Source organism: Terriglobia bacterium (assembly GCA_020072785.1).
Taxonomy (GTDB): Bacteria; Acidobacteriota; Terriglobia; order Acidiferrales; family UBA7541; genus Acidiferrum.
The window spans coordinates 109,294-131,279 of record JAIQGG010000001.1; the positions used below are offsets into that span (position 1 = coordinate 109,294).

Consider the following 21,986-nt stretch of genomic DNA (forward strand, 5'->3'; position numbering starts at 1 on the left):
GCGAAACCAGCATGGCCACGGAACTCATCCGCGACGGACAGCTCGACCGCAACGCAGCCGCGGAAGCCCTGCGCGGCTTCCTCGAGGAGGTGATCCGCGCCTCGCGCTGGCAGCTCACCTTCTCCGTGAAGGCCATGGCCCCCGGCGAAGGCCCGGATATCGCCGAAGTCGTCGCCGAGTTCGGCGGGCGTGACAAAGAGCTGCTGCTCGAACGCGGCGCCGAAGTCCTCATGGCCCTCGAGCACCTCTCCTTGAAAGCCCTGCGTCTCGATTCCGCCTTCCAGGAGCGCATCCATCTGGACTGCGACGGCTACCGTGCCCTGCGCATGGAAGAGCTGCGCATGACGGCGCGCGTGGCCGCCGAGCGTGTGCAAACCGGCAAGCAGCCCTTTCGCCTCAATCCCATGTCCCCGCGCGAACGCCGCGTCGTGCACCTCGCGCTCCGCGACATCCCCGGCGTGCGCACCGAAAGCGCTGGCACCGGCGAAGAGCGCCAGGTGGTCATCTATCCCGCCGACACCAAGCCCGCCCAGTAATATTTTCCGTGAAGATAACTTTTGCAGTCGCCGGGGCAGGCCATGCCCCGGACAGCAGCCGGGGCCGTGCCCGCCCTATTCCCGGGCCCAGCCCTGCGAGAGGATGTGCCCGTCCTTGTCCAGGCGGACTTGATAGGTGAACGGCGCGGCGTGCCCCGGGCGCGTGGACTGGAACCGCAAGTCCACAATCTCCACCACCACCTGGCTGCCCTCTCTGTGGAAGCGCGTCACCGGAAAGCGCGCGAACCACAGCACCTTGCGCACTTCCGGCATCCGCCACACCCGCTCGATCTGCGGATTCTCCGGCGCTTCCGGATAGAAGCGGTATTCGAGGACGTGCGCAGCATCGCCGGCTCTAGCCTCGCGCTCCGCCAGATTCATGCGCAGTTCATAGACGCCGTGCGGCGTGCGCACCAGGCCGTCCCAGCGCCAGACCGAGGGCGCCGCCGGCAGCGCGGCCAACGATTCCACCGGGAGATGCAGGACCTCCGCGAAGCGCTCGACCCGCGCCAGCGCCGTGCGGTGCGCCATCTCCGCTCCGCCCAGGTAGGCGACGCTCAGTAGCAGCCCCACGCGGCACCACGCCGCGCGGGATATGCGGAATCCGCGCCCCCGCAGCAGCGGCCCGAAAAACAGCGCCGCGAGAAACACCGTCAGCCCCAGCACCGTTTCCGGGGAAATCGGCACGTCGGCCACGTGCGAGATCCCGCTGATCACCAGCACCGCAAGGACGCACAGCAGCCACCAGCGCAGCGCCCGCCGCGGCGCGTTCTCCGGTCTTTCATAAACGCTGGAAAGAAGCTGCGGCAGGAGCAGGATGGCGCTGAACGTAAAATCGAGAATGAACAGCAGGTCCAGTGTGGGCCGCGTCCAGGCGAGCGGCGACCAGATCATCGTCCCAAAGCTGGTGGCCAGATCGAGAAAGATGTGGCTGAGGATCCCGACAGCATAGATCAGCGTCAGCAGGGCGAACGACGGGCACTCCCACTTGCGCCGCCGCACAAACCACTGCGTCAGCGCCGCCAGCCCCAGGGCAAACGCCGGCACGCACAGCAGCGAGTGCGTCACCCCGCGGTGCCAGGTGAGCACCAGCAGTTCGTTGCGCGAGACAAGGTGCCGGAGGACGTCCGAGTCCGGAAAGATCGCCCCCAGCATCGCCGCCCACGTCAGCACCCGTTCGCGCGACGCGGGCCGCTCCGTGAGCAGGTCATCGCCGCCAAAAACCGCCTTGCCGATCAGCGCGCCTGCTATTCCGTGGGTTATCGTGTCCATTATCGGATAAAGATGAGCGGTGTGCGCTTGGCGGCCACCCGGCCGATCGCCCGGGCGGTGACGCCGTGGCGCGCCAGCGCGGCCAGCGCAGCTTCGGCGGCTTCGCTGGCGATGGCCACCAGCAGCCCGCCGGAAGTCTGCGGGTCGAAGAGCAGGTCGCGGTATTCCTGCGGCACTTTCGCGTCAAAAGCGGCGCAGTCGCCGATGAATTCGCGATTGTTCTTCAGCCCGCCGGCGAGATGCCCGCCGCGCGCCGCTTCGAGCGCGCCGGGCAGACAGGCCACCGCGGCGTGATCGATTTCCAGCGAGACGCCATCGATGTTTGCCGCGGGATCTCCCAGCGCCATCTCCCGCGCGTGGCCCAGCAGGCCAAAGCCGGTCACGTCGGTGACCGCATGCACGGGCCGCGTGCCGCCGGATTTTTCGTCCACTTCATGCAGGGCTTCCGCCGCAGCGCGATTGAGCTGCGTCATCGAGGCCACGGCGGCGTCCAGCGCTTCCTGCGGCGCTTTTTCTTTCTTCAGCGCCGTGGCCAGCACCCCGGTGCCGATGGCTTTGGTCAGCAGCAGAGCATCCCCCGGCCGCGCGCCCACGTTGCGCCAGATCGCGTGCGGGTTGATTATCCCGGTCACCGCGTAGCCAAACTGAATATCCTCGTTGCGGATGGAGTGCCCGCCAAGGACCACGCAGCGCGCTTCCTCCATCTTGGCCAGGCCCCCGCGGATGATCTGCTCCAGAATCGCCGCGTCGCCTTTATCCGGAAAGCCCACGATGGATAGCGCCGATACCGGCCGCCCGCCCATGGCGTAGACGTCGCTGAGCGCATTGGCCGCGGCGATCTGCCCGAACAGGTGCGGGTCGTCGACGATGGGAGTGAAAAAATCCACCGTCTGCACCAGGGCCACACCGTCGCCCAGCAGATACACCCCCGCGTCGTCGTTGGTGTGAAACCCAACGAGCACGTTCGGATCAGTGGGCCGCGGCAGGCGGCGCAAAATTGAGTCCAGCGTCCCGGGACTCAGCTTTGCCGCTCAACCCGCTGCCTTGACCATCGCCGTCAATTTCACCGGCTTAGTCAAACCGTACCTCCTTCGCAAAGCTCACCGATTATAGCCATTCCCGGCGCCCTTGGCGCGCACCAGAATCTCTTCGTTGCGGTTGCCTCTTATGGAGGCGCCTTTATGCCGCCGCCACGCGGCAGACAAATTGAGCTGTGACCGCGAAGCGGTCAACTTCGCCGCTGCAATTCTCCATCCGGGTTGCACTCCGCCGCCGAACGTGTTTTCATCGCCTCGATGCCCTGGGATTTCGCGCTGATCCTCCTGACCCTGGCCGTGCTCCTCCCCTGGCGCGGCCGCGCACGCATGAAGAAGTTGCTGGCCATGCCGCGCGTCACCTCGATCGAGCGCATCGCCCTCTACGCCACCACCATCGCTTTTCAATGGCTGGCCGTCGCCGTGACTGCGTGGCGCGCCTGGGCCCGCGGCCTGCGCGCCACCCAACTCGGCCTGCTGCTCCCCAACCGTACGGGCATTGCCGTTGCCGCGCTCGGCGGAGCCGCCGTCATCGCCGCATTGCATTGGTTGAATCTGCGCCGCATCGGCCGCCTGCCTCCGGAAGAGCGCGGCTTTCTGCAGCCGCTCGCCGAGCGCATCCTGCCGCAGTCCAGCGTGGAGGCCCTGCTCTACTTTGCGCTGGCGGTCACCGCCGGCGTCTGCGAGGAGTTTCTCTACCGCGGTTTCGCCATGGCCGCGTTCACCCGCACCGGTCTGCCGGTGTGGACTACGGTTTTTTTGTCGGCGGCGATTTTCGGATTAGCGCATCTCTACCAGGGGCGCAGCGGTGCAGTAGGAACATTCGTGCTCGGAATCGTGTTTGGGGTGGCCCGCCTCGCGTACGATAGCCTGGTGCCAGTTGTGCTTTGGCATACCGCCGTGGATATCGTCGCCGGCTTGGCCGGGCCGCGCTATTTGCTGGTGAAAAGAGACGAAACACAGCTTTCTAGTTAACATAATATAGAGGCCGCATGTCATCCCGTTACCCAGCTGCAGTCACTCCGGAAATGGTCACCCGGGCCCTAACCCAGTATCAGATCGCCGCCAGTTCCCAGCAGATAGAGCAAGTGCTTTTGTATCTTAAACTTCTATTGAAATGGAACGACAAGGTCAACCTTACCGCCATTCGCGACCCTCTGGAAATCCTGCATCGACATTTCTGCGAATCCATGTTTGCCGCAGAAAATGTACCCATTGAGCGTGGTCGGCTGGCCGACGTTGGTTCGGGCGCCGGTTTTCCAGGCCTGCCCCTGAAAATCATGCGTCCGGAGCTGGAAATTTTTCTGATCGAGTCGAATTTGAAGAAAGCCACGTTCCTGGCCGAGGTCATTCGGGAGCTGGCGCTGGTCAAAACCCGCGTGATTGTCGGCCGCTATGAAGATCTTGGCGAGGAGCTCGCGCCTCTGGATTTTGTCTGCTCCCGGGCGCTCGGCGATTTTGACGCCTTTCTCAAGTGGGCGGCGTCAGAAACGTTGGCGGCCAAGCGTGTAGTCCTATGGGTTGGCGGCCGGGATCTCGAAGAGATTCGCCGGAACACGCTGTGGACCTGGCGCGAGCCGGTCACCGTGCCGCAATCGCTGCGGCGCTATCTTCTGGTGGGCGAGCGGAATCCGTGAGTGTCGGCTTCTTCTGATATTCGGTGTTTATCTTTTTTTCCTGACATTTTGTTCCACGTGGAACACTCCATGCGTGACCGCGAAACGGTCAACATTCGATCCAGACCAGATCCTGCTCCCGCCGGGAATCCCGGAAATGTTCCACGTGGAACACTGCCAGAGAGTGCCTTAAAACCAGATATCCAGATTGTTCCACGTGAAACAACTTGCAACCTCTATGTCTCTTTGCTAAATTTTCGCTTGCCGGGGGGAATTGGTTGGCTCGAATCATAGCCGTTGCAAATCAGAAGGGTGGCGTCGGTAAGACCACGACTGCAGTCAATCTCGCTGCCTGCCTCGCCGCTGCAGAGCAGCCCACACTTCTCGTCGACTGCGATTCCCAGGCTAACGCCACATCCTCCATCGGTTTTGCCAAGGATCCTTCCCGCCGCACCCTCTATCACATCCTCATTCTCGAGGAAGCCCCTGAGCGCATTATCCAGAAGTCCCAAGTCGAAGGTCTGGACGTCATCCCCGCGGATAAGAATCTTTCCGGCGCGGCTATCGAACTGGTCTCCGCTGAGAACCGCGAGTACCGCCTGAAAGCTGTCCTGGACAAATTGCGCGACAATTACAAATTCATCATCCTCGATTGTCCACCGGCACTTGACCTCTTGACCCTGAACGCCTTGGTCGCCGCGGACGCCGTCCTCGTGCCCATCCAGTGCGAGTACCTGGCGTTGGAAGGCGTCTCCGAACTTCTCGACACCCTGATGCGCATTCGCCGCACTCTCAATCCATCCTTGGAAATCGAAGGCATCCTGCTCACTATGTACGATGAGCGCACCTCGCTCTCCCGCCAGGTCGCCACCGACCTGCGCAGCTTTTTTGGCACGCAGGTTTTCCAGAGCGTAATCCAGCGCAACGTAAGGCTTGCGGAAGCTCCAAGCTTTGGTAAACCTATTATTTTCTATGACATACACAGCAAGGGCGCAGAAAGCTACTCGCAATTCGCACAGGAGGTAATTACCAATGTCACGAAACGCACTGGGACGGGGACTCGGAGCGCTCATTCGGGAGCCTGAAGCGCAGCCTGCGGGGATGACGACGGGAAGTGCAGCTGCGGCCGCGCCGGCGCGCGAGGCAGTTTCCGCCGGACCGCGCCAGATCGATATCGACCTGATCGACCCCAGCCCGTTTCAGCCCCGCACGCGCTTCCGCGAAGAAGCGCTCGAGGAACTGGCGCGCTCGATTCAGAACAGCGGCATCATTCAGCCCCTGGTGCTGCGCCCGGTGGGCAGCCGCTTCCAGCTCATCGCCGGAGAGCGCCGCTGGCGCGCGGCTCAACGCGCCGGGCTGGCGCGTGTACCGGCCGTGCTACACGCGGTCTCCGACGAAAAAGCGCTGGAGATGACGCTGGTGGAAAACATCCAGCGCGAGGACCTGAACCCCATCGAACAGGCCCGCGCCTTCGAGCGCCTGATGGACGAATTCACGCTGACCCAGGAAGCGGTGGCCGAACGCACCGGCAAGGATCGCGCCACGGTGGCCAACGCTGTGCGCCTGCTCAAGCTCGAGCCCTTGATTCTGGATCTGATCGAAGAAGGGCGCTTATCCGCGGGGCACGGCCGAGCGCTCCTGGCCATCGCCGATACCGCCATCCGCAAGAAGCTGGCGCAGCGCGCGGCGCGCGGCGGCCTCACCGTGCGCCAGATCGAGCGGCTGGGCGCGCGGCGCGCGCGGGTCACCACCGCAGCGGCTACCGCGCATCCCGACGCCAACATCCGTGCCGCGCTCGAAGAGCTGCAGCGCCACCTGGGCACGCGCGTGCATCTGCGGCCGAAGACGCGCATCCGCCCGGGAGCGCTCATCGTGGAGTTCTACGATGACGCGCAGCTGCTGGGCATTTACGACCGTCTGATGAAGTAGCGAAGCGGCGGCGCGGTGGCCGTTGCGCCATCCGTCCACGCTCTATGTGACCGCGAAGCGGTCAGCGCTATGGGTGACCGCGAAGCGGTCAACTCATTGAACATCAGCGGGGACCGCGCCGCTTGACTTGTATTTGCGGCGGGCTAAAGTCAGATGGGGCATCTCTGGGGGCATTCATGGAATGGAAGTGGTCCGGCAGTTCAAAAAACACCAGCACTGAAGAATGGACAGGCTTCATCGATCAAGGCGTGTCGCTGGAAGGCACGCTGCAGATTACCGGCACGTTCCGCATCGACGGCGCCGTGAAAGGCAACATCATCTCCGAACAGACCCTGGTACTCGGCGAAGGGGCCAAGGTCGAAGGCCAGATCGAAGGCAACCGCGTGGTCATCTCCGGGCGCTTCGACGGCGTGATCTTTGCCAAGGGGCGCGTCGAGATCCAGCCCAAGGGCGTGGTCACCGGCGAAGTGCACTCGCCGTGCCTGGTCATCGAGCCCGGTGGAATCTTCGACGGCCGCTGCCACATGCTGGCCTCCTCGGATGCCACTGCCTCTGGCGTGACGATTCCCATCCGCGCCGTCGCTCCGTAAGATTCGCGGCACAGCCACTCCCGGCTGTACGTCTCTCCTATTTGCTGCACTGCGCTTCCGCGATGCCGCTTCAGCAATTGTCCGGAAACCGGCGGGCCGCGGATAGCCGCGAGGTTGACGCGCTCCAGAAGCCCGACTATCGTCTATTTTGGTGAGCGTGAAGCGCTCCGGGCGCGCGGTGCAGCCAAGTTCCGGCAAAGGAAGAACGGATGAAGATTCTGGTGATCGGCAGCGGCGGGCGCGAACACGCTCTGGTGTGGAAACTGAAGCAGAGCGCGCGCGTGGAAAAGATCTGGTGCGCGCCGGGCAACGGCGGCATCGCCGGCGAAGCCGAGTGCGTGCCCGTGGATCCCGGCGACGTGCCCGCCCTGGTGGCCCTGGCGGAGCGCGTCGCGCCGGATCTGACCGTGGTCGGCCCGGAGCTGCCGCTGGTCAACGGTCTCACCGACGCCTTTGCGCGCCGCCAGTGGCCGGTCGTGGGCCCCAGCCAGCAGGCCGCGCAGCTCGAGGGCAGCAAGATCTTTTCGAAAGAGTTTCTCGAGCGCCACGCCATCCCCACCGCAAAACGCTACGGCTGCTTCGACTCCGCCGCGGAGGCCCGCGCCGCCCTCGACCACGTCACCTGGCCGCTGGTGATCAAAGCCGACGGCCTGTGCGCCGGCAAGGGCGTCCTGGTGGCGAGCGATCGCGAAGAAGCCGCCGACTTCCTCACCCGGGTCATGGAGAAAGACGAACTGGGTCCCGCGGGGCGTCGCGTCCTGCTGGAAGAGGGGCTCGCAGGCGACGAACTGTCGTTCATCATTCTCACCGACGGCAAGCGCTACGCGCCGCTCGTGCCCACCCGCGATCACAAGCGCGCCTTCGACGGCAATCGCGGCCCGAACACCGGCGGCATGGGCGCCTATTCCACCGACGACCTCCTGCCCCCAGCGCTGCGCGCCACCATCGTTTCCACCATTGTTGATCCCACCTTGCGCGGGCTGGCCGCCGACGGTATCCCCTATCAGGGCTTTCTCTACATTGGCCTGATGCTCACGCCCAGCGGCCCGAAAGTCCTGGAGTTCAATTGCCGCCTGGGTGATCCCGAAACCCAGGCCATCGTCGCGCGCATGGATTTCGATCTTGCCGATGTGCTGGCCGACGTCGCCGCGGGACGCCTGGACCCCGCCAAACTGCGCTGGAAGCCCGGGGCAAGCGCCTGTGTGGTCCTGGCTTCCGGGGGTTATCCCGGCAAGTATGAGATCGGAAAGCGTATCGATGGCCTAACCGCTATTGCAGAAAATAGCGGTGTGAAGGTTCTGCACGCTGGCACCAGAAAATTAAACGATTCCATCGTCACCAGCGGCGGCCGGGTTCTCAGCGTCACCGCTGCCGGCGCCACCCTTACTGCCGCGCTGCAAGCCGCCTACCAGGCGGCTGGCAAGATCCGCTTCGAGGGGATGCACTACCGCAAGGACATCGGCGCCTCCGCGGGGCCGGGCGGAGACTGACGACCGTGCCCAGCGTCCTGCACCTGTTTCGAGCTCTCAAGCGCGGCCTGCCCATGCGCGAAGAAGAGGCCGTTCATGCCGTCGCGGACCTCGGCTTCGAAGGCTGCGCGCATGCCCGCGCGGACGGCGGCAAGCGCCAGATTCTGCTGATGGACCGCGAGACGCTCGATGCCCTGCAACTGGCTCCCGGCATCGTGCGCGAGAACATCACCACCGAGGGCCTGGACGTCAACGGCCTGGAGACCGGGCAGCGCCTGCGCATCGGCGAAGCGCTCCTGGAAGTTTCCGGGCCCTGCACGCCCTGCGGCCTGATGGAGAAGCTGCGCCCCGGCTTGCGCCGGGAGATTCGCGGGCGCCGCGGGACGCTCTGCCGCGTCGTCGCCGGGGGCGGCATCCGCCGTGGCGATGCCATCGAAAAACTTTCCTGAGCGTTACGGCTTGGGCTTGCGGAGCAGCGTGGGCGCTTCGGGCGGGCGGTCCTTGTCTTCCTGGGCCTTCTCGAGAGACTCCGCGGGCGGCACCAGCCAGTCGAGCCCGCGATTTTCGGTCCACGAGCCGATGGCGAAGCGGCCCTTGCCGGCCAGCGGCACGACAACCGCCCGGAGAAACTCGGCGGCGTCCGCAGGGTCAGCGGCGTTGGCCTTGCCGGCCTGGATCTTCTCGACCACGCGCGCGAATTTCGGTTCGGAGCGCGCCAGCCGGGCGATCACCAGATCGTTGTGCTCGATTTGTTCCTGCAGCGTGGCTCCCGCCGCATCGCGCGGGTAGCGCACTTCCAGCAGGGTGTGCGGCGCGTGCTTTTCCGGGGGGTAAAGCTGCGTCGTGCGGGGCCGCAGGACGCGCGTCTGGTAGTAATCGCCGCTCACCGCCTCCTGCACCGCGCGGTAGTCGTAGAGCCACACTTCGGGGCCGTAGCCGCCGGGCGCATAGCCGATAACCACGAGCTGCAGCAGCGGTTCGTCGGGCTGCAGCTCAATCCTGTGGTGCAGCCGTTCGGCAAACTTGCGCAGCGCCTCGAGGTAAGCCACGCCGATCATCTCCAGGTCGGTGTTCTCTTCCGCGAGCTGGGATGGCGGCAGACCCTCGACGCCTCCCAGGCGGGGGACTTCCTTCTCCACGCGCAGCGGCTTGGCCCCCGCGGGGATTTGCCACTCGACGGCCCCGAGAAGCACGCCGATGTGCCTGGCATCCAGAGGCACGACGCGGGGGGCTAGGGAATCGGCTTCGGCGGCTTGCTCGATGGTGGCGAAGACAATGCTTTCCCGGGCCACGTGCACGATCACCCGCCCCGCCGCGAGGTTGGCCACGATCTCGTCGTCGCGCGCCTGCGCCAGCGGCTCCGGCGGGGCCGCACAGGCCACCAGCACAAGAAGCGCGAGCACTCTTGCGAGCGAAGATGCAGTAGGTCTGGAGTTAGCGCCCTGCATGGACCTGCGTTTCCCACATTACCACAGTGCCACGGGGCGGGGTGGCGCTGCGCCGGAGGAGACAGTTCACCTCCGCCGTGCCCTCCGCTACAATGCTTGTTTGGGCGAATGCCATGGGAGCGGATGATGGGTCTTCGAAAACCGAAGAGTATCAAGCACAAGGGACGGCGCGTCTCGGATATCCTGGCGCTGCACGAGCAGTTCTTTCGCGGGAAGGACGGCGGGGCGCGCGCCGATCTGGAAGGCGCGGACGTGTCCCGCGCCGACCTCCGCGGCGTCAACCTGAGCGGGGCCATCCTGCGCGGAGCGAATCTCGAGGGCAGCGATCTGCGCGGGGCCAAGCTGCCCGGCGCCGATTTTTCCGGAGCGCGCCTGCGCCAGGCGGACCTGCGCAACACGGACATGACCGAATCGATCCTGGCCGGCGCGGACCTCTCTGAAGCGCAGGCCAGCGGCGTGGAGTTCTTCCGCTGCGACCTCTCGGGCGCCAATTTCCAGCGGGCCCTGCTGCGCAACGCCAATTTCCGCAACGCCACCGTGCACGGCGCCAAATTCACCGGCGCGGACATGGGCGTGGCCATCCTGCGCGAGACCGACCTCAGCCAGGCCGACCTTTCCGGCGTGGACCTCTCGACGGCCCTGCTGCCGCGCGGCTACGCGCTGCAGCCGGAGAAGAAGTAGGCCGCACAGGCTTCCGCCTGTGCCTGCGCAACGTGCAAGAACACAAGCAAAGAGCACAGGTTGAAGCCTGTGCTACTCCGATGACAACGCGCCGCGCGCCGTGGTAGCCTCTCGCGCTGTAGACTAGGTTTGCAGGAACCCGTGGCCGCTTCCACTCCGCTTCCGCCCCTCGATCTGGCTGCCGCACGCGCGCGCGTCCTGGAGATTCTACGCGCCCTGCTCGAAGAGCTGGGCAGCCAGGGCGCCCTGCCGATCCTGTCTCCCGATTCGCACCTCGACCGCGACCTCGGCCTGGGCAGCCTGGAGCGCGTGGAGCTGATGGCGCGCCTGGAAAACGCCTTTGCCGTGCACCTTCCGGACAGCGTGATCGCCGACGCCGGCACCCCGGAGGAAATGGCCCGGGCGCTGCTGCGCCTCCTGCCGGGGGAAGACGGCCCTGGCGCAGCCGCGGGCAGCCCCATTTCCGGAGTGCGCGCCGCGGTGACCGCGCAATTGCTGCATCGCGCAGCCGCGGCGGGCGCCGGGCGCATGGTGGAGGGCGCCGAGACGCTGATGGACGTCTTCCGCCACCGCGCGGTGCACGACGCCGGCCGCGCCCATCTGCACATCAACGAAGAAGGCGCCGAGAGCGGGCAAGAAATCACACTCACGTTCGGCGAGCTGCACGCCGCGGCGCAGCAGTGCGCGGCGGAACTGGCGCGCCGCGGCGTTCCCGCGGGCGGCCGCGTGGCCCTGATGCTCCCGACCTCGCGCGAATTCTTCGTCACCTTCGCCGGGATTCTCCTGGCCGGCGCGGTCCCCGTGCCCATCTACCCGCCGTTTCGCGCGGACCGCATCGAAGAGTACGCCGCGCGCCAGGCGGCCATCCTCAACAATGCCGAAGTCTGCCTGCTCCTGACCTTCCGCCGCGCCGAGGCCGTGGCCCGCCTGCTCCAGCCGCGCGTGCGCTCGCTGGCAGCCGTTGCCGACGCGCGCAAATTTCTCGCCGCCGCGGAAGCCGCGCCGCCCCCCGCGCCCGGCGCACTGCCCGCGCACCTCAGCGGCAGCCGCGCGCGCAAAGGCAGCGACCTGGCCCTGCTGCAGTACACTTCCGGCTCGACCGGCGACCCCAAGGGCGTCATGCTCACCCACGCCAACCTCCTGGCCACCATGCGGGCCATCGGCGAATCCCTGGAGCTGCGCGCCGATGACGTCGGCGTGAGCTGGCTGCCCCTGTACCACGACATGGGGCTGATTGGGGCGTGGCTCACGCTGCTCCATTTCGGCCTGCCCCTGGCGGTGATGTCTCCGCTGGCCTTCCTGACCCGCCCCGAGCGCTGGCTGTGGGCCTTCCAAAAACATCGCGGGACCATCGCCGCCGCCCCCAATTTCGCCTACGAGCTCTGCGTGCGCAAGATTGCGGACCGCGACATCGCCGGGCTGGACCTCCGCTCCTGGCGCGCCGCGCTCAATGGCGCGGAGCCCGTGCACCCAGAAACCCTGGCGCGCTTCGCCGAGCGCTTCGCCCCGCACGGCTTTCGGCCCGAGGCCATGCTCCCGGTCTACGGCCTGGCCGAAGCCGCGCTGGCCGTGACCATGCCCCCGGTGGGCCGCGGCCCGCGCGTGGACCGCATCGAACGCGAAACCTTCGCCGCCGAAGGCCGCGCCGTCCCCGCCGCGGAGGACGACGCCACGGCCATTACCTTCGTCTCCTCGGGCCCCGCCGTGGCCGGCCACGAAGTGTGCGTCGTGGACGAACTCGGCAACGAGCAGCCCGAGCGCCTGGAGGGTTTCCTGTGGTTCCGCGGCCCCTCGGCCACCGCCGGCTACTACCGCAACGTCGCGGCCACCGAAAAACTTTTTCCCGCCGGCCTGCCCGTTCCCGGCGGCGACTTCGCCTGGGTGAATTCCGGCGACCGCGCCTACCGCGCCGAGGGCGAGATCTACATCACCGGCCGCGTGAAGGACATCATCATCAAGGGCGGCCGCAACATCTATCCGCACGAGGTGGAAGAGATGGCCGGGCGCGCCGAAGGCATCCGCAAGGGCTGCGTGGTGGCCTTCGGCTTGCGCGACGCGGGCAGCGGCACGGAAAAACTGGTGATCGTCGCGGAATCGCGCGCCAGCGACGCCGCGGCCCGCGCCCGGATTGCCGCCGCCGTCACCGAGCGCGTGAACGAGGGCCTGGGTTTGCCGCCGGACCGCATCGAGCTGGTGCCCGCCGGCAGCATCCCCAAAACCTCCAGCGGCAAGCTGCGCCGCGACGAAACCAAGCAGCTCTATCTCGACGGCGAGCTCACCGCGCGCAAGCCCCCCGCCTGGCTGCAGATCGCGCGCCTCGGCGCCGCCGGCGCCGCGCGCAGTTCCGTGCGCGGGGTCACCACGGGCTCGCGCCGCGTCCTGCGGACGCTCTACGGCATCTACGCCGCCGTCGTGTTCTTCGTGTGGATCGTCCCGGCATGGACCATCGTGCAGTTCATCCACGACCACCGCGCCGCGGGACGCTACACCTCCGCCGCCGTGAAGCTTTTTCTCGGCCTGGCGGGCTGCCGCGTGCGCGTGGTCAACCGCGAATACCTGGAAGCGCCCGGCGCCAAGATCTACGTCTCCAATCACACCAGCTATTTCGACGTGCTCCCGCTGATGGCCGGCCTCGGGGTGCCCTACCGCTTCGTCTCCAAGATGGAAGTGCACAACATGCCCTTCATCGGCACCTTCCTGAAGAAGATGGGGCACCTGGCCTTCGACCGCAGCAACGCCGAAGCCCGCCTGCAGCAGGAGCAGGAGATGGAAGAGCTGCTGCGCCGCGGCGAATCCATTTTCGTTTTTCCCGAGGGCACGTTCACCAGCGACGACGGCATTCGCCCCTTCCAGCTCGGGGCTTTCAAGGCCGCGGTGGCCACCGGCGTGCCCCTCGTGCCCGTCTCGCTCGCCGGTACCCGCAAGTTCCTCCGCGACGGCACCTTTCTCCCGCGCCCCAGCCGCGTCACCATCACCCTCTCCCCGCCCATCCGCCCGCAGAACTCCAGCATTGCCGCTTCCGGAGAATCCGCGGACTGGCACGAGCTGATCCGCCTGCGCGATGCCTGCCGCACCGCCATCGTCGAGCATTCCGGCGAGTCGTTGCTCTAAGCGGCGCGCGCTCACTGCATCCGGTAAATCACCTCGATGGTTGTCTCCACCTCGACCGCCTGGCCGTTGAGGATCGTCGGGAGGTAGTGCCACTGCCGCACCGCTTCCAGCGCCGACTGGTAGAAAGACGGATCGCCGCTGATCACCTGCAAGGCCTGAATGCTCCCATCAGTGGCAATGATGGCGCGCAGTTCCACGCGCCCGCCGCGGTGGATCTGGCTCATCAGCGGCGGATAGCGCGGCTCGACGCGCCGCACCAGCATGGCCGGCTTCAGCGTGCCGATGATGCGCCGAGTTGTTGGAGTGGTTGCGGGAGGCGGTGGTGGCGGAACGCGGCGCGAATCGTCGCCCGTATACGGAATCCCATGCGGATCGCCCCAGGGAACTCCCGGCCCGACCGGTCCAACGGGAAAATTGAAATCACTGGGCGGCGTTTCGCCGGGTTCGGAGTTTGCTGTGGGAGGATGATTGGGGATCACGTTCGGCGGGCAGAACGCGCAGACCGCCGGGCGCTTTGTGCCGCTCGGGCGCTGCGCCGCGTCCGGTCGACGCTGCGGACTGCCGAATACATCCACGATCCCTTGCCGGCTGCCGGCCAGCGCGATGCGCTCCGAGCTCCAGAGCAGCGGCACCAGGATCACCGCCGCGAGCGCCGCGCCTTGCAGAAACAGTGAAAATCCCAGCGCCTTGCGCCGCGCCCGCTGGGCCTGGGCCAGCTGCGCGGCATCGCCTTCGACCAGACAGCCACTCAGGGAACCGGGAAACTCTTGGCGAACAGCTTGGTGTTGGACAGGCATCGCACACCTCCACAAGAGTTGCCCCGCGAACAGACGCTTTTTCCCGTGGCGCCAGTCTCCGGCCTGCTCGTTCCCTCCGGAAACCGGCGCCGCGTTCGCAGGGTTGCGAGGGTGCGCGCGTCCTCCTAGCGTTGGACACCGCGCCGCGGCACAAGTTCCCCGGGCGGCGGCATACGGACAATGCTGGCGATTCCAAATGATGTGGAAGATTTCCACAATACGCTGATTCTACGGGAGTTAAAATTCTGTACCCGCGACGCTCTGCGCCGCATCTCTGTTAGTGAGAGTCATCCCCAGGAGGAAGTAGCCCCATGACCCGGCAGTACAAAGAGACGGTGGGCGTGCGCCGCACCGGTTGGGCGGCGTTGGACCGCGATCCGCAAGAGGACAAAGTGGAGTTCACCTGTCCGCACTGCGGCGAACGCGGCAGCAAGACGGCGCGTCGCGAACGCGCTCTGTATCACTTCACGGACGGCTTCCTGCAGGATCTGCAAGGCGAGGTCACGCAGTGCCGCTCGTGCGGCCACTCGATGCGCGTCGTCCCGGTAGTGCTCTTGCACGATCAGGACGAAGCACGGCGCTTCGAAGCCGTGTTCAGCGAAGAGCTGGCCACCAGCGCTCCCTGAAGCACGCCGAAACAATTCGGGGCGCAGGCACCTGGCCGGGCCCCATTGCTTGCGCAGAACTATACCTGCCTGCTGCTAACGCTCATCGCGATCGCCATCATCCCAATCGCGCCCGTGGTGCCGGCGCCGCCCCTCCTCGCGCCGGCGCTCCTGCTCCTGCCAGCAGCGCTCGCGCTCCTCGCGCAGCTCATGCCGCCAGTGATTCGCTTGCCGGCTGTAGTAGCCGTGGCGCTCGATGACGATTTCCAGTTTCCACGCGGCGCGCTGCACGCGGCGCTGGCAATCCGTCCGGTCGTGCGCTTGCGCGCTGCCGGCGCCCGCGAACAGGAAAAAGCCGCCCAGTACCGCCGCGGCCAGGGCCGCCTGCCCGAATCGTTTCTGCATGGAATCGCGCAATGCGTGCATGAACCCCTCCCGGGCTATTCCTCCCGGGCGGGGGCGGGGGAATGTCTGATTCATCGAACACGGCGGCAGGGAAAAACTCTCGCGGGGAGTGGGAGGGTGAAAACTTTTGTTGTTTATGCAGCAGCGCCGTGCGGAATTTATCCCGGCCATGCCGGAAGGCTGAGGCTACCAGATGATGCCAAAAGACAGGCCTCAGTACGCTTGCAGGAAGGAATCGAGCTTCATGTGGTACTTCTCGAGGCCGCCGCGGATGTGGTCGAATGCTTCGTCCACGGTATCCGCGAACTGCAGCAGCTTGTACTCCTCCTCGCGGATTGTGCCCCAGCGCAGAAAGGCCTTCCAGTTCATCACTTCATCCCAGTATTTGCGGCCATAGATCAGCACGATGTTGTGCCGGGGGATCTTCCCGGTCTGCAGCAGCGTGAGCATCTCCCACAGTTCGTCCATGGTGCCGAAGCCGCCGGGAAACACGATCAGGGCCTTGGCGATCTGCGCGAACCACAGTTTGCGCATGAAGAAATAGTGGAAATTGAAGCTCAGCTCCGGACTGATGAAAGGATTCGCGTACTGTTCGTGGGGCAGCTCGATGGACAGACCGATGGACTTCCCGCCGGCTTCGATAGCCCCGCGGTTCGCGGCCTCCATGATGCCCGGGCCGCCGCCGGAGCAGATCACGAAACGCCGCGGCTTGGGACCGAGGGTCAGCGCCCAGGTGGTGATCTTGTGCGAGAGCTGGCGCGCCTCTTCGTAGTAGCGCGACATTTCGACCGAGCTCTTCGCGTGACGCAGCGCCGCGCGGTGTGCCGGGCGTTCCGCCGCAGGCAGCTTGGCTTCGCGCACATGCTTCAGCCGCGTCAGGCGGGCCGCCGCCGTCTCGTGCGCTTCGATGCGCGCCGAGCCGAACATCACGATGGTGTCGCCGATACCTTGCTTCTTGAGCTGCACCAGAGGATGGAGATATTCGGAGAGGATACGGATCGGCCGCGCGGGAATGCTTTTCAAGAATCTTGCATCTTCGTGAGGCGCGGGCGGTGCATGCGTCGGCTTCGGGCGGGAATGGGACATGGGGCTTCCTCCAGAATGCAGCGACATTCATTCTAGGAGCTGGTGTGACCCGCGGCAACGATTCCCGCCGCCCCTGCGTCCTATTGGGTACACTGCAATAGCACGGATGGACCTAGTTCCGACCCGCTCGGGGGTCTACGCTGCCAGGGAGCCCGCCATGAAGCCACTCTCGACTTCTACCTTGACCCTCCTGCTGCTGGGGCTTTCCCTAGCCGCCGCCCCTCTCCGCGCGCAGGCCCCCGCTGGCCCCCTGCCCCCCGAGCCCGGTACCCCCCTGCAGGAGGCGCCGCAGGCCAAAGCGCCGCGCATTCAGGTGCGCGTCTCCCTGGTGAGCACCCCGGTGACCGTACGCGACAAGAGCGGCCAGATGATCCACAACCTCGCGGAAAACGAGTTTCGCGTCCTGGATAACGGCGTCCCGCAGAAGATCACGCACTTCGATCTCGGCGGCGACCCGCTCTCCCTCGTCCTCCTCATCGAGAACAGCTCGCGCGTCGCCCCGCTGCTCCCGGAGCTGCGCAAGACCGGCATACTCTTCACCCAGACGGTCATGGGCCCCACTGGCGAAGCCGCCGTGGTCACCTTCAACGATTCCGTCGACAAGTTGCAGGATTTTTCCGCGGATGCCGAGAGCATCGAGAAGACCATCGCGCAGCTGAAAGCCGGCACCTCCGGCGCGAAACTCTTCGACGCCATGGCCGTGGCCGTGGAGATGCTCTCCGGCCGCGGCAATACCACGGCTGCGGGCGCGCCGGCCGGCGTTCCCACGCGCCGCCGCGTCCTCCTCGTGGTCTCCGAAGCCACCGACGCGGGCAGCGAGTCCAAGCTCGGCGAAGTCCTGCGCCAGGCGCAGCACGCCAACGTCACTATTTACAGCGTGGGCCTCTCCACCACCCGCGCCCAGTTGCAGGCCGAACCCCGGCAAACCACGCCGCAGATCACCCCGCCGGGCACCTTCCCGCAGCCTCCGCAGCCCGGCACGGTGCAGACCCCCACCAGCGAGCAGCAGCGCTACGGCAACATCGACCTCATGGCTTTAGTCGTCTGGGCCATCAGCCACGTGAAAGGCCAGGTAAAAGATCACGCCCTGGAAGTCGCCACCACCGCCACCGGGGGCATGCATGTCGCCACCTTCCGCGACCGCTCCATCGAGAAGGCCATCGATGAGATCGGCGGCGAGCTGCACTCCCAGTACACCCTCAGCTACACGCCCAGCGGCGCCAGCGACTACGGCTACCACGAAATTAAAGTGGAAATTTCCCGCCCCGGCCTGAAGGTCCGCGCCCGCCCCGGCTACTACCTCGCCGCTCCGGAAAGCTGACGATCCGGCGAGGAGGATCGGCATCCGGAGGAGCATCGCGACGAAGGGTCTCTCCCTGTCGCGCACTGCTTATCTGTTGAAAGCATCGCGGTCACACGTGAAATTGTTCAGAGCATCTGCTGCCAGAAGGCGGACTCGCGCGAGGCCAGCACCGCGTCTTTGCGCGCGTTCCAGCGCAGGAAATGCGGCGTCTTGGTGTGCCGCGCGTGGTCCTCGCGGCTGGCCCACACTTCGTGCAGCAGCAACGCGCCGGGGGCATCCGCCGCGCGGTACAAGTCGAAGCGCAGGCAGCCCTCTTCGCGGCGCGTGGGGGCCACCAGGGCGCGCAGTTCGGCCTCCAGCAGCGTGGCCTGCCCTTCCTTGGCGCGCAGAATCACGATCAGCGTCTCGGCGCCCTTCGGCAGCCGCGCGCTCTTCCCCGCGGCGCGCCTGCGCCTGGGGGCCCGCTTCTTCCGTGTGCGTGTGCTCATGGCGCGGGATTCTACTCCAAAACGCTCTTCGGCGCTTCCTGTAGCACAGGCTTCAGCCTGTGCCGGCACAGCGTCCCCTGCCGGCAGAGAAGTGCGCACAGGCTCCCGGCCGAGCCGGGGCCAGTTCGGTCTGGGGGTACAAAGGCAGGAACCCGCTCAGGTGGCCGGGACGAAAATCCGCGGCGGCACCAGCCCTCCGAAGATCTCTTCGTAGTCGTAGGCCCCGGTTTCGTTCTTCTTGTAGGGCATGAAGCATTCCATGGAGGTGCCGTCGGCAGCTTCCAGGGAAATGGCGATGGCGCTGACCTTTTCGCCTTCCGCTTCTTTCGCCACCAGCACGTCGCAGCAGATCGCCCCGGCGCGGCACTCCCCGCGCTGCGCCGCTTCGCGCAGGCTCTCCACCAGCAGCTCCACCAGTTCCGCCGGGGGCAAACTCTCGGCCTCGGGCTTGGCCGCGAATCCGCGGACCTGGCCCTGCGCATCCATGGTTCCGGCAAACGGCGGAAACGATCCGCGCTCGGTGAGTACCTGCTGGGCAAAGGGGATCAGGGCTCCGAGCAGATTGCTGAGGTCCTCACGGCTCATTGCAGTGCTCCTTGGAAACGCGCTCTTCCGCAGAGCGTGAGCCGGGCCGCTTGAAAAAGCTGGGCCGGCGCCCTTTGAAGGAAGCGTATCTTACGCCTGCCCGGCAGGCCGCGCATTCTTTTTCTTGCCGCGCGGATGGTAACGGCGCCCTGTAGCGCGGGGCGCCAGCCCCGCGGCCTTTTCTTCGCATGCCGCGGCCGCCGCGAACCCCCCGCACGGCTCCCGCTGGTCGCCCTGCGCTACAGCGCCAACGCCAGGGTGCGGGCCAGAGCAGGGTTGCCGCTATTTCTTCACTTCCTCGTGATCTTCTTCCTGGAGTCCGGCGGCCGCGGCCACGCTGTCGTCCCCGTCGAGGCGCAGCAGGCGCACGCCCTGCGTGGAGCGCCCGGCCTCGCGGATTTCGTTGGCGTGCACGCGGATCACTTTGCCGTGCTCGGTGATCAGCATCACGTCGGATTCTTCGGTCACCTGCAGCGTGCCCACCACCGAGCCGTTGCGTTCGGTGGTCTTCATGTTCACCACGCCCTTGCCGCCGCGCGAGGTGATGCGGTATTCCGCGAGCGGGGTGCGCTTGCCGTAGCCTTTTTCGGAAACCGTCAGCATCAGCGTGGTCAGCGAATCCTTGATGTGCTCGTTTTCCAGTTCCTCGAGATTTTGCGTCGTCGTCTGGTGCTCCTTGGCGATGATCTCGAAGTCCGGCTGCACCGCGTCCATGCTCACCACGTAATCGTCCTTGTCGAGATCCATGCCGTTGACCCCGCCCGCCGCGCGGCCCATCGAGCGCACTTCCGTCTCCCGGAAGAGAATGGCCTGGCCCTCGTGGCTCGCCAGGAAGATCATCTGCTTGCCGTCGGTCAGCTTGGCCCCGATCAGCTCGTCCTTGGCCTCCAGGCTGATGGCGATGATCCCCGTCGAGCGCGGGTTGGAGAATTCCGTCAGCGCCGACTTCTTCACCGTCCCATTCTTCGTGGCCAGAAAGACGAAGCGGCCCTCTTCCTCCAGGTTGTGCGCCGCCACCAGCGCCGTCAGCTTCTCGTCCTCCTGGAATTTCACCAGGCTGGAGATGGCCTTGCCGCGCGTGGCCGCCGCCGCTTCCGGCAGCTCGTACACCTTGAGCCAGTACACCCGGCCCTTGGAGGTGAACAGCAGAATGTAGCTGTGCGCCGAAGCGACGAAGAGATATTCGACGAAATCCTCTTCCTTGGTGCGCGCCCCGATGCGCCCCTTGCCCCCGCGCGACTGGTGCCGGTAGGTGTCCACCGCCGTGCGCTTGATGTATCCGGCGTGGCTCACGGTGATAAGCATGTCCGTGTCCGCGATCAGGTCTTCCAGCTTGATCTCGTCCACCTTGTCCACGATCTGCGTGCGCCGGTCGTCCCCGTAGGTCTTCTGGATCTCGCGCAGCTCGCTGACGATCACCTGCTTCAGCTTTTTCTCGCTGCCCAGGATTTCCCGCAGTTCGGCGATGCGCTCGCGCAGCTGCTTCAGTTCCTTGAGAATGTCGTCGATGGAGAGCTGCGTCAGGCGGTGCAGTTGCAATTCCAGGATGGCATCGATCTGCAGGTAGGAGAGCCCGGCCGGCGCCGTGAGCCCGTATTTCTTGCGGTCCACGGTGACGCCCGCCAGTTTCTTCTCCACGCCCTTCTCGTTGACCACCACCTGCGTGTTGCTGAAATACTTGAACAGGTTTTCCCTGGCCTCCGCGCGGTTCGCCGATCCGCGGATGATGCGGATGACGTTGTCCAGGTGATCCAGGGCGATCTGGTAGCCCAGCAGGATGTGCTCGCGCTCCTCGGCCTTGCGCAGGTCGAAGCGCGTGCGCCGCACGATGACGTCGCGGCGGTGCTCGATGAACAGGCGGATGAACTCCAGCAGCCCCAGTTCTTTCGGCTGCCCCCCGACGATCGCCAGCAGGATCATGCCGAACGATTCCTGCATCTGCGTGTGCTTGAAAAGATTGTTGAGGATGAGCTGCGACTCTTCGCCGCGCTTGAGCTCGATGACGATGCGCATGCCGTCGCGGTCGCTCTCGTCGCGCACGTCGGAGATGCCTTCGATCTTCTTGGTCTGCACCAGGTCGGCGATGCGCTCGATCAGCTTGGACTTGTTCACCTGGTAGGGAATTTCCGTCACCACGATGTTCTCGCGGTCCTTCCCGGCGTCCTCGATCGCCGCCTTGGCGCGCATGGTGAAGCTGCCGCGCCCCGTCTTGTAGGCCTGCTCGATGCCTTCGCGCCCCGCGATGTATCCGCCCGTCGGCAGATCCGGCCCGGGCACCAGCTTCATCACCTCTTTCAGCGTGGCTTCCGGCTTTTCCACCACCAGCACGGTGGCTTCGACGATTTCGCGCAGGTTGTGCGGCGGGATGTTCGTGGCCATGCCCACCGCGATGCCGCTGGCCCCGTTCACCAGCAGATTCGGCACGCGCGTCGGCAGGACCGTGGGCTCCTGCTCGGTTTCGTCGAAGTTCGGCAGGAAGTCGACGGTTTCCTTCTCGATGTCCGCCAGCAGCTCTTCCGCGATTTTCGCCAGGCGCGCTTCCGTGTAGCGCATCGCCGCCGGCATGTCCCCGTCCACCGAGCCGAAGTTGCCCTGGCCGTCCACCAGCGGATAGCGCAGGTTGAAGGGCTGCGCCATGCGCACCAGCGCGTCGTATACCGGCGAGTCGCCGTGCGGGTGGAACTTGCCCAGTACTTCGCCGACGATCTTCGCGCACTTGCGGTAGGACTTCGTGGACGTCAGCCCCAGCTCGTACATCCCGAAGAGGATGCGGCGGTGCACGGGCTTCAGCCCGTCGCGCACGTCGGGCAGCGCGCGGCCGATGATCACGCTCATGGCGTAGTCGAGATAGGACTTCTTCATCTCGGCTTCGATATCCACCGGCAGCATTACGGATGTATTTGTCTCGTCAGCCATTGTTCCTCGTCTATTTTCCTGTCGCTTATGCAGCGCCGGCCTTCAGGCCGGCATCTCCTCGGTCATTCCGAGCACAGCGAGGAATCTCTCTTCGCTGCGTGATTCGTGAAACCCT

Annotated in this window: 21 protein-coding genes; 12 read left to right on the plus strand and 9 right to left on the minus strand. The window is 65.8% G+C overall.

The features are described from left to right. Positions 1–11 precede the first annotated feature (11 nt). Entirely contained in the window at positions 12–536 is a 525-nt protein-coding gene (locus tag LAN61_00465; GenBank protein MBZ5538968.1) for a single-stranded DNA-binding protein, read from the plus strand. Positions 537–611: 75 nt separating this feature from the next. On the opposite strand, the gene LAN61_00470 is transcribed toward LAN61_00465, so the two are convergent. Continuing rightward, positions 612–1,808, minus strand: coding sequence for a metal-dependent hydrolase (locus LAN61_00470; GenBank protein MBZ5538969.1), 1,197 nt, complete (start codon positions 1,806–1,808; stop codon positions 612–614). Beyond that, the gene (gene selD / locus LAN61_00475; protein MBZ5538970.1) at positions 1,808–2,887 is read right to left on the minus strand and encodes a selenide, water dikinase SelD; all 1,080 of its coding nucleotides are present in this window, start codon (positions 2,885–2,887) and stop codon (positions 1,808–1,810) included. Before selD ends, LAN61_00470 begins: the two co-directional genes overlap by 1 nt. A 216-nt stretch (positions 2,888–3,103) precedes the next feature. Between selD and LAN61_00480 the strand changes: the two genes are divergently transcribed. The 7 genes from LAN61_00480 (at position 3,104) to LAN61_00510 (ending at position 8,895) form a co-directional block, all read left to right on the plus strand. Then, positions 3,104–3,817, plus strand: coding sequence for a CPBP family intramembrane metalloprotease (locus LAN61_00480; GenBank protein ID MBZ5538971.1), 714 nt, complete (start codon positions 3,104–3,106; stop codon positions 3,815–3,817). 17 nt (positions 3,818–3,834) lie between these two features. Further along, entirely contained in the window at positions 3,835–4,479 is a 645-nt protein-coding gene (rsmG, locus tag LAN61_00485; protein ID MBZ5538972.1) for a 16S rRNA (guanine(527)-N(7))-methyltransferase RsmG, read from the plus strand. Positions 4,480–4,736: 257 nt separating this feature from the next. Further along, the gene (locus LAN61_00490) at positions 4,737–5,543 is read left to right on the plus strand and encodes an AAA family ATPase (protein ID MBZ5538973.1); all 807 of its coding nucleotides are present in this window, start codon (positions 4,737–4,739) and stop codon (positions 5,541–5,543) included. Further along, positions 5,491–6,387: a ParB/RepB/Spo0J family partition protein gene (locus LAN61_00495; GenBank protein ID MBZ5538974.1), complete on the plus strand. Its 897-nt coding sequence runs from the start codon at positions 5,491–5,493 to the stop codon at positions 6,385–6,387. The genes LAN61_00490 and LAN61_00495 overlap by 53 nt, the downstream gene beginning before the upstream one ends. 176 nt (positions 6,388–6,563) lie before the next feature. Continuing rightward, on the plus strand, positions 6,564–6,977 hold the full coding sequence (locus LAN61_00500) for a polymer-forming cytoskeletal protein (GenBank protein MBZ5538975.1): 414 nt from the start codon (positions 6,564–6,566) through the stop codon (positions 6,975–6,977). Positions 6,978–7,186: 209 nt separating this feature from the next. Beyond that, positions 7,187–8,467 carry a phosphoribosylamine--glycine ligase gene (gene purD / locus LAN61_00505; protein ID MBZ5538976.1) on the plus strand — a complete coding sequence of 427 codons (1,281 nt, stop codon included), beginning with the start codon at positions 7,187–7,189 and terminating at the stop codon, positions 8,465–8,467. Between the two features lie 5 nt (positions 8,468–8,472). Beyond that, positions 8,473–8,895: an MOSC domain-containing protein gene (locus LAN61_00510; protein ID MBZ5538977.1), complete on the plus strand. Its 423-nt coding sequence runs from the start codon at positions 8,473–8,475 to the stop codon at positions 8,893–8,895. A gap of 3 nt (positions 8,896–8,898) precedes the next feature. Here LAN61_00510 and LAN61_00515 read toward each other — a convergent pair whose 3' ends face one another. Further along, on the minus strand, positions 8,899–9,849 hold the full coding sequence (locus LAN61_00515) for a hypothetical protein (GenBank protein ID MBZ5538978.1): 951 nt from the start codon (positions 9,847–9,849) through the stop codon (positions 8,899–8,901). A 171-nt stretch (positions 9,850–10,020) separates the two neighbouring features. On the opposite strand from LAN61_00515, the gene LAN61_00520 reads away from it, so the two are divergent. Together LAN61_00520 and LAN61_00525 are read left to right on the plus strand one after the other, a co-directional pair. Next, positions 10,021–10,575 (plus strand): pentapeptide repeat-containing protein, encoded by a 555-nt coding sequence (locus LAN61_00520; protein MBZ5538979.1) that lies wholly within the window; start codon positions 10,021–10,023, stop codon positions 10,573–10,575. A 141-nt stretch (positions 10,576–10,716) separates the two neighbouring features. Continuing rightward, the gene (locus tag LAN61_00525; GenBank protein MBZ5538980.1) at positions 10,717–13,686 is read left to right on the plus strand and encodes a 1-acylglycerol-3-phosphate O-acyltransferase; all 2,970 of its coding nucleotides are present in this window, start codon (positions 10,717–10,719) and stop codon (positions 13,684–13,686) included. An 11-nt stretch (positions 13,687–13,697) separates the two neighbouring features. Here the strand turns inward: LAN61_00525 and LAN61_00530 are convergent, their stop codons facing one another. Continuing rightward, a complete protein-coding gene (locus LAN61_00530; GenBank protein MBZ5538981.1) occupies positions 13,698–14,483 on the minus strand; it encodes an energy transducer TonB in 786 nt (261 codons plus the stop codon). Between the two features lie 311 nt (positions 14,484–14,794). On the opposite strand from LAN61_00530, the gene LAN61_00535 reads away from it, so the two are divergent. Next, positions 14,795–15,109 carry a hypothetical protein gene (locus LAN61_00535; GenBank protein MBZ5538982.1) on the plus strand — a complete coding sequence of 105 codons (315 nt, stop codon included), beginning with the start codon at positions 14,795–14,797 and terminating at the stop codon, positions 15,107–15,109. 75 nt (positions 15,110–15,184) lie between these two features. On the opposite strand, the gene LAN61_00540 is transcribed toward LAN61_00535, so the two are convergent. Next, entirely contained in the window at positions 15,185–15,514 is a 330-nt protein-coding gene (locus tag LAN61_00540) for a hypothetical protein (protein MBZ5538983.1), read from the minus strand. Between the two features lie 192 nt (positions 15,515–15,706). Next, complete coding sequence (locus LAN61_00545) at positions 15,707–16,579, minus strand: TIGR00730 family Rossman fold protein (GenBank protein MBZ5538984.1); 873 nt, start codon at positions 16,577–16,579, stop codon at positions 15,707–15,709. Positions 16,580–16,736: 157 nt separating this feature from the next. On the opposite strand from LAN61_00545, the gene LAN61_00550 reads away from it, so the two are divergent. After that, positions 16,737–17,900, plus strand: a complete 1,164-nt coding sequence (locus tag LAN61_00550) for a VWA domain-containing protein (protein ID MBZ5538985.1) — start codon at positions 16,737–16,739, stop codon at positions 17,898–17,900. Positions 17,901–18,007: 107 nt separating this feature from the next. Here the strand turns inward: LAN61_00550 and LAN61_00555 are convergent, their stop codons facing one another. The 3 genes from LAN61_00555 to gyrA all read right to left on the minus strand — a co-directional run bounded on the left by LAN61_00555 (position 18,008) and on the right by gyrA (position 21,871). Then, a complete protein-coding gene (locus tag LAN61_00555) occupies positions 18,008–18,370 on the minus strand; it encodes an antibiotic biosynthesis monooxygenase (protein ID MBZ5538986.1) in 363 nt (120 codons plus the stop codon). Positions 18,371–18,526: 156 nt separating this feature from the next. Continuing rightward, complete coding sequence (locus LAN61_00560; protein MBZ5538987.1) at positions 18,527–18,955, minus strand: hypothetical protein; 429 nt, start codon at positions 18,953–18,955, stop codon at positions 18,527–18,529. A 282-nt stretch (positions 18,956–19,237) separates the two neighbouring features. After that, on the minus strand, positions 19,238–21,871 hold the full coding sequence (gyrA, locus tag LAN61_00565; GenBank protein MBZ5538988.1) for a DNA gyrase subunit A: 2,634 nt from the start codon (positions 21,869–21,871) through the stop codon (positions 19,238–19,240). Positions 21,872–21,986: the final 115 nt, after the last annotated feature.

Coding starts and splice junctions, on each gene's coding strand:
- rsmG (MBZ5538972.1), top strand. CDS start 3,835: ATGTCATCCCGTTACCCAGCTGCAGTCACTCCGGAAATGGTCACCCGG.
- LAN61_00465 (MBZ5538968.1), top strand. CDS start 12: ATGGCCACGGAACTCATCCGCGACGGACAGCTCGACCGCAACGCAGCC.
- LAN61_00500 (MBZ5538975.1), top strand. CDS start 6,564: ATGGAATGGAAGTGGTCCGGCAGTTCAAAAAACACCAGCACTGAAGAA.
- LAN61_00470 (MBZ5538969.1), bottom strand. CDS start 1,808: ATGGACACGATAACCCACGGAATAGCAGGCGCGCTGATCGGCAAGGCG.
- LAN61_00530 (MBZ5538981.1), bottom strand. CDS start 14,483: ATGCCTGTCCAACACCAAGCTGTTCGCCAAGAGTTTCCCGGTTCCCTG.
- gyrA (MBZ5538988.1), bottom strand. CDS start 21,871: ATGGCTGACGAGACAAATACATCCGTAATGCTGCCGGTGGATATCGAA.
- LAN61_00550 (MBZ5538985.1), top strand. CDS start 16,737: ATGAAGCCACTCTCGACTTCTACCTTGACCCTCCTGCTGCTGGGGCTT.
- LAN61_00545 (MBZ5538984.1), bottom strand. CDS start 16,579: ATGTCCCATTCCCGCCCGAAGCCGACGCATGCACCGCCCGCGCCTCAC.
- LAN61_00555 (MBZ5538986.1), bottom strand. CDS start 18,370: ATGAGCACACGCACACGGAAGAAGCGGGCCCCCAGGCGCAGGCGCGCC.
- LAN61_00560 (MBZ5538987.1), bottom strand. CDS start 18,955: ATGAGCCGTGAGGACCTCAGCAATCTGCTCGGAGCCCTGATCCCCTTT.
- LAN61_00495 (MBZ5538974.1), top strand. CDS start 5,491: ATGTCACGAAACGCACTGGGACGGGGACTCGGAGCGCTCATTCGGGAG.
- purD (MBZ5538976.1), top strand. CDS start 7,187: ATGAAGATTCTGGTGATCGGCAGCGGCGGGCGCGAACACGCTCTGGTG.
- LAN61_00520 (MBZ5538979.1), top strand. CDS start 10,021: ATGGGTCTTCGAAAACCGAAGAGTATCAAGCACAAGGGACGGCGCGTC.
- LAN61_00540 (MBZ5538983.1), bottom strand. CDS start 15,514: ATGCACGCATTGCGCGATTCCATGCAGAAACGATTCGGGCAGGCGGCC.
- LAN61_00480 (MBZ5538971.1), top strand. CDS start 3,104: ATGCCCTGGGATTTCGCGCTGATCCTCCTGACCCTGGCCGTGCTCCTC.
- LAN61_00535 (MBZ5538982.1), top strand. CDS start 14,795: ATGACCCGGCAGTACAAAGAGACGGTGGGCGTGCGCCGCACCGGTTGG.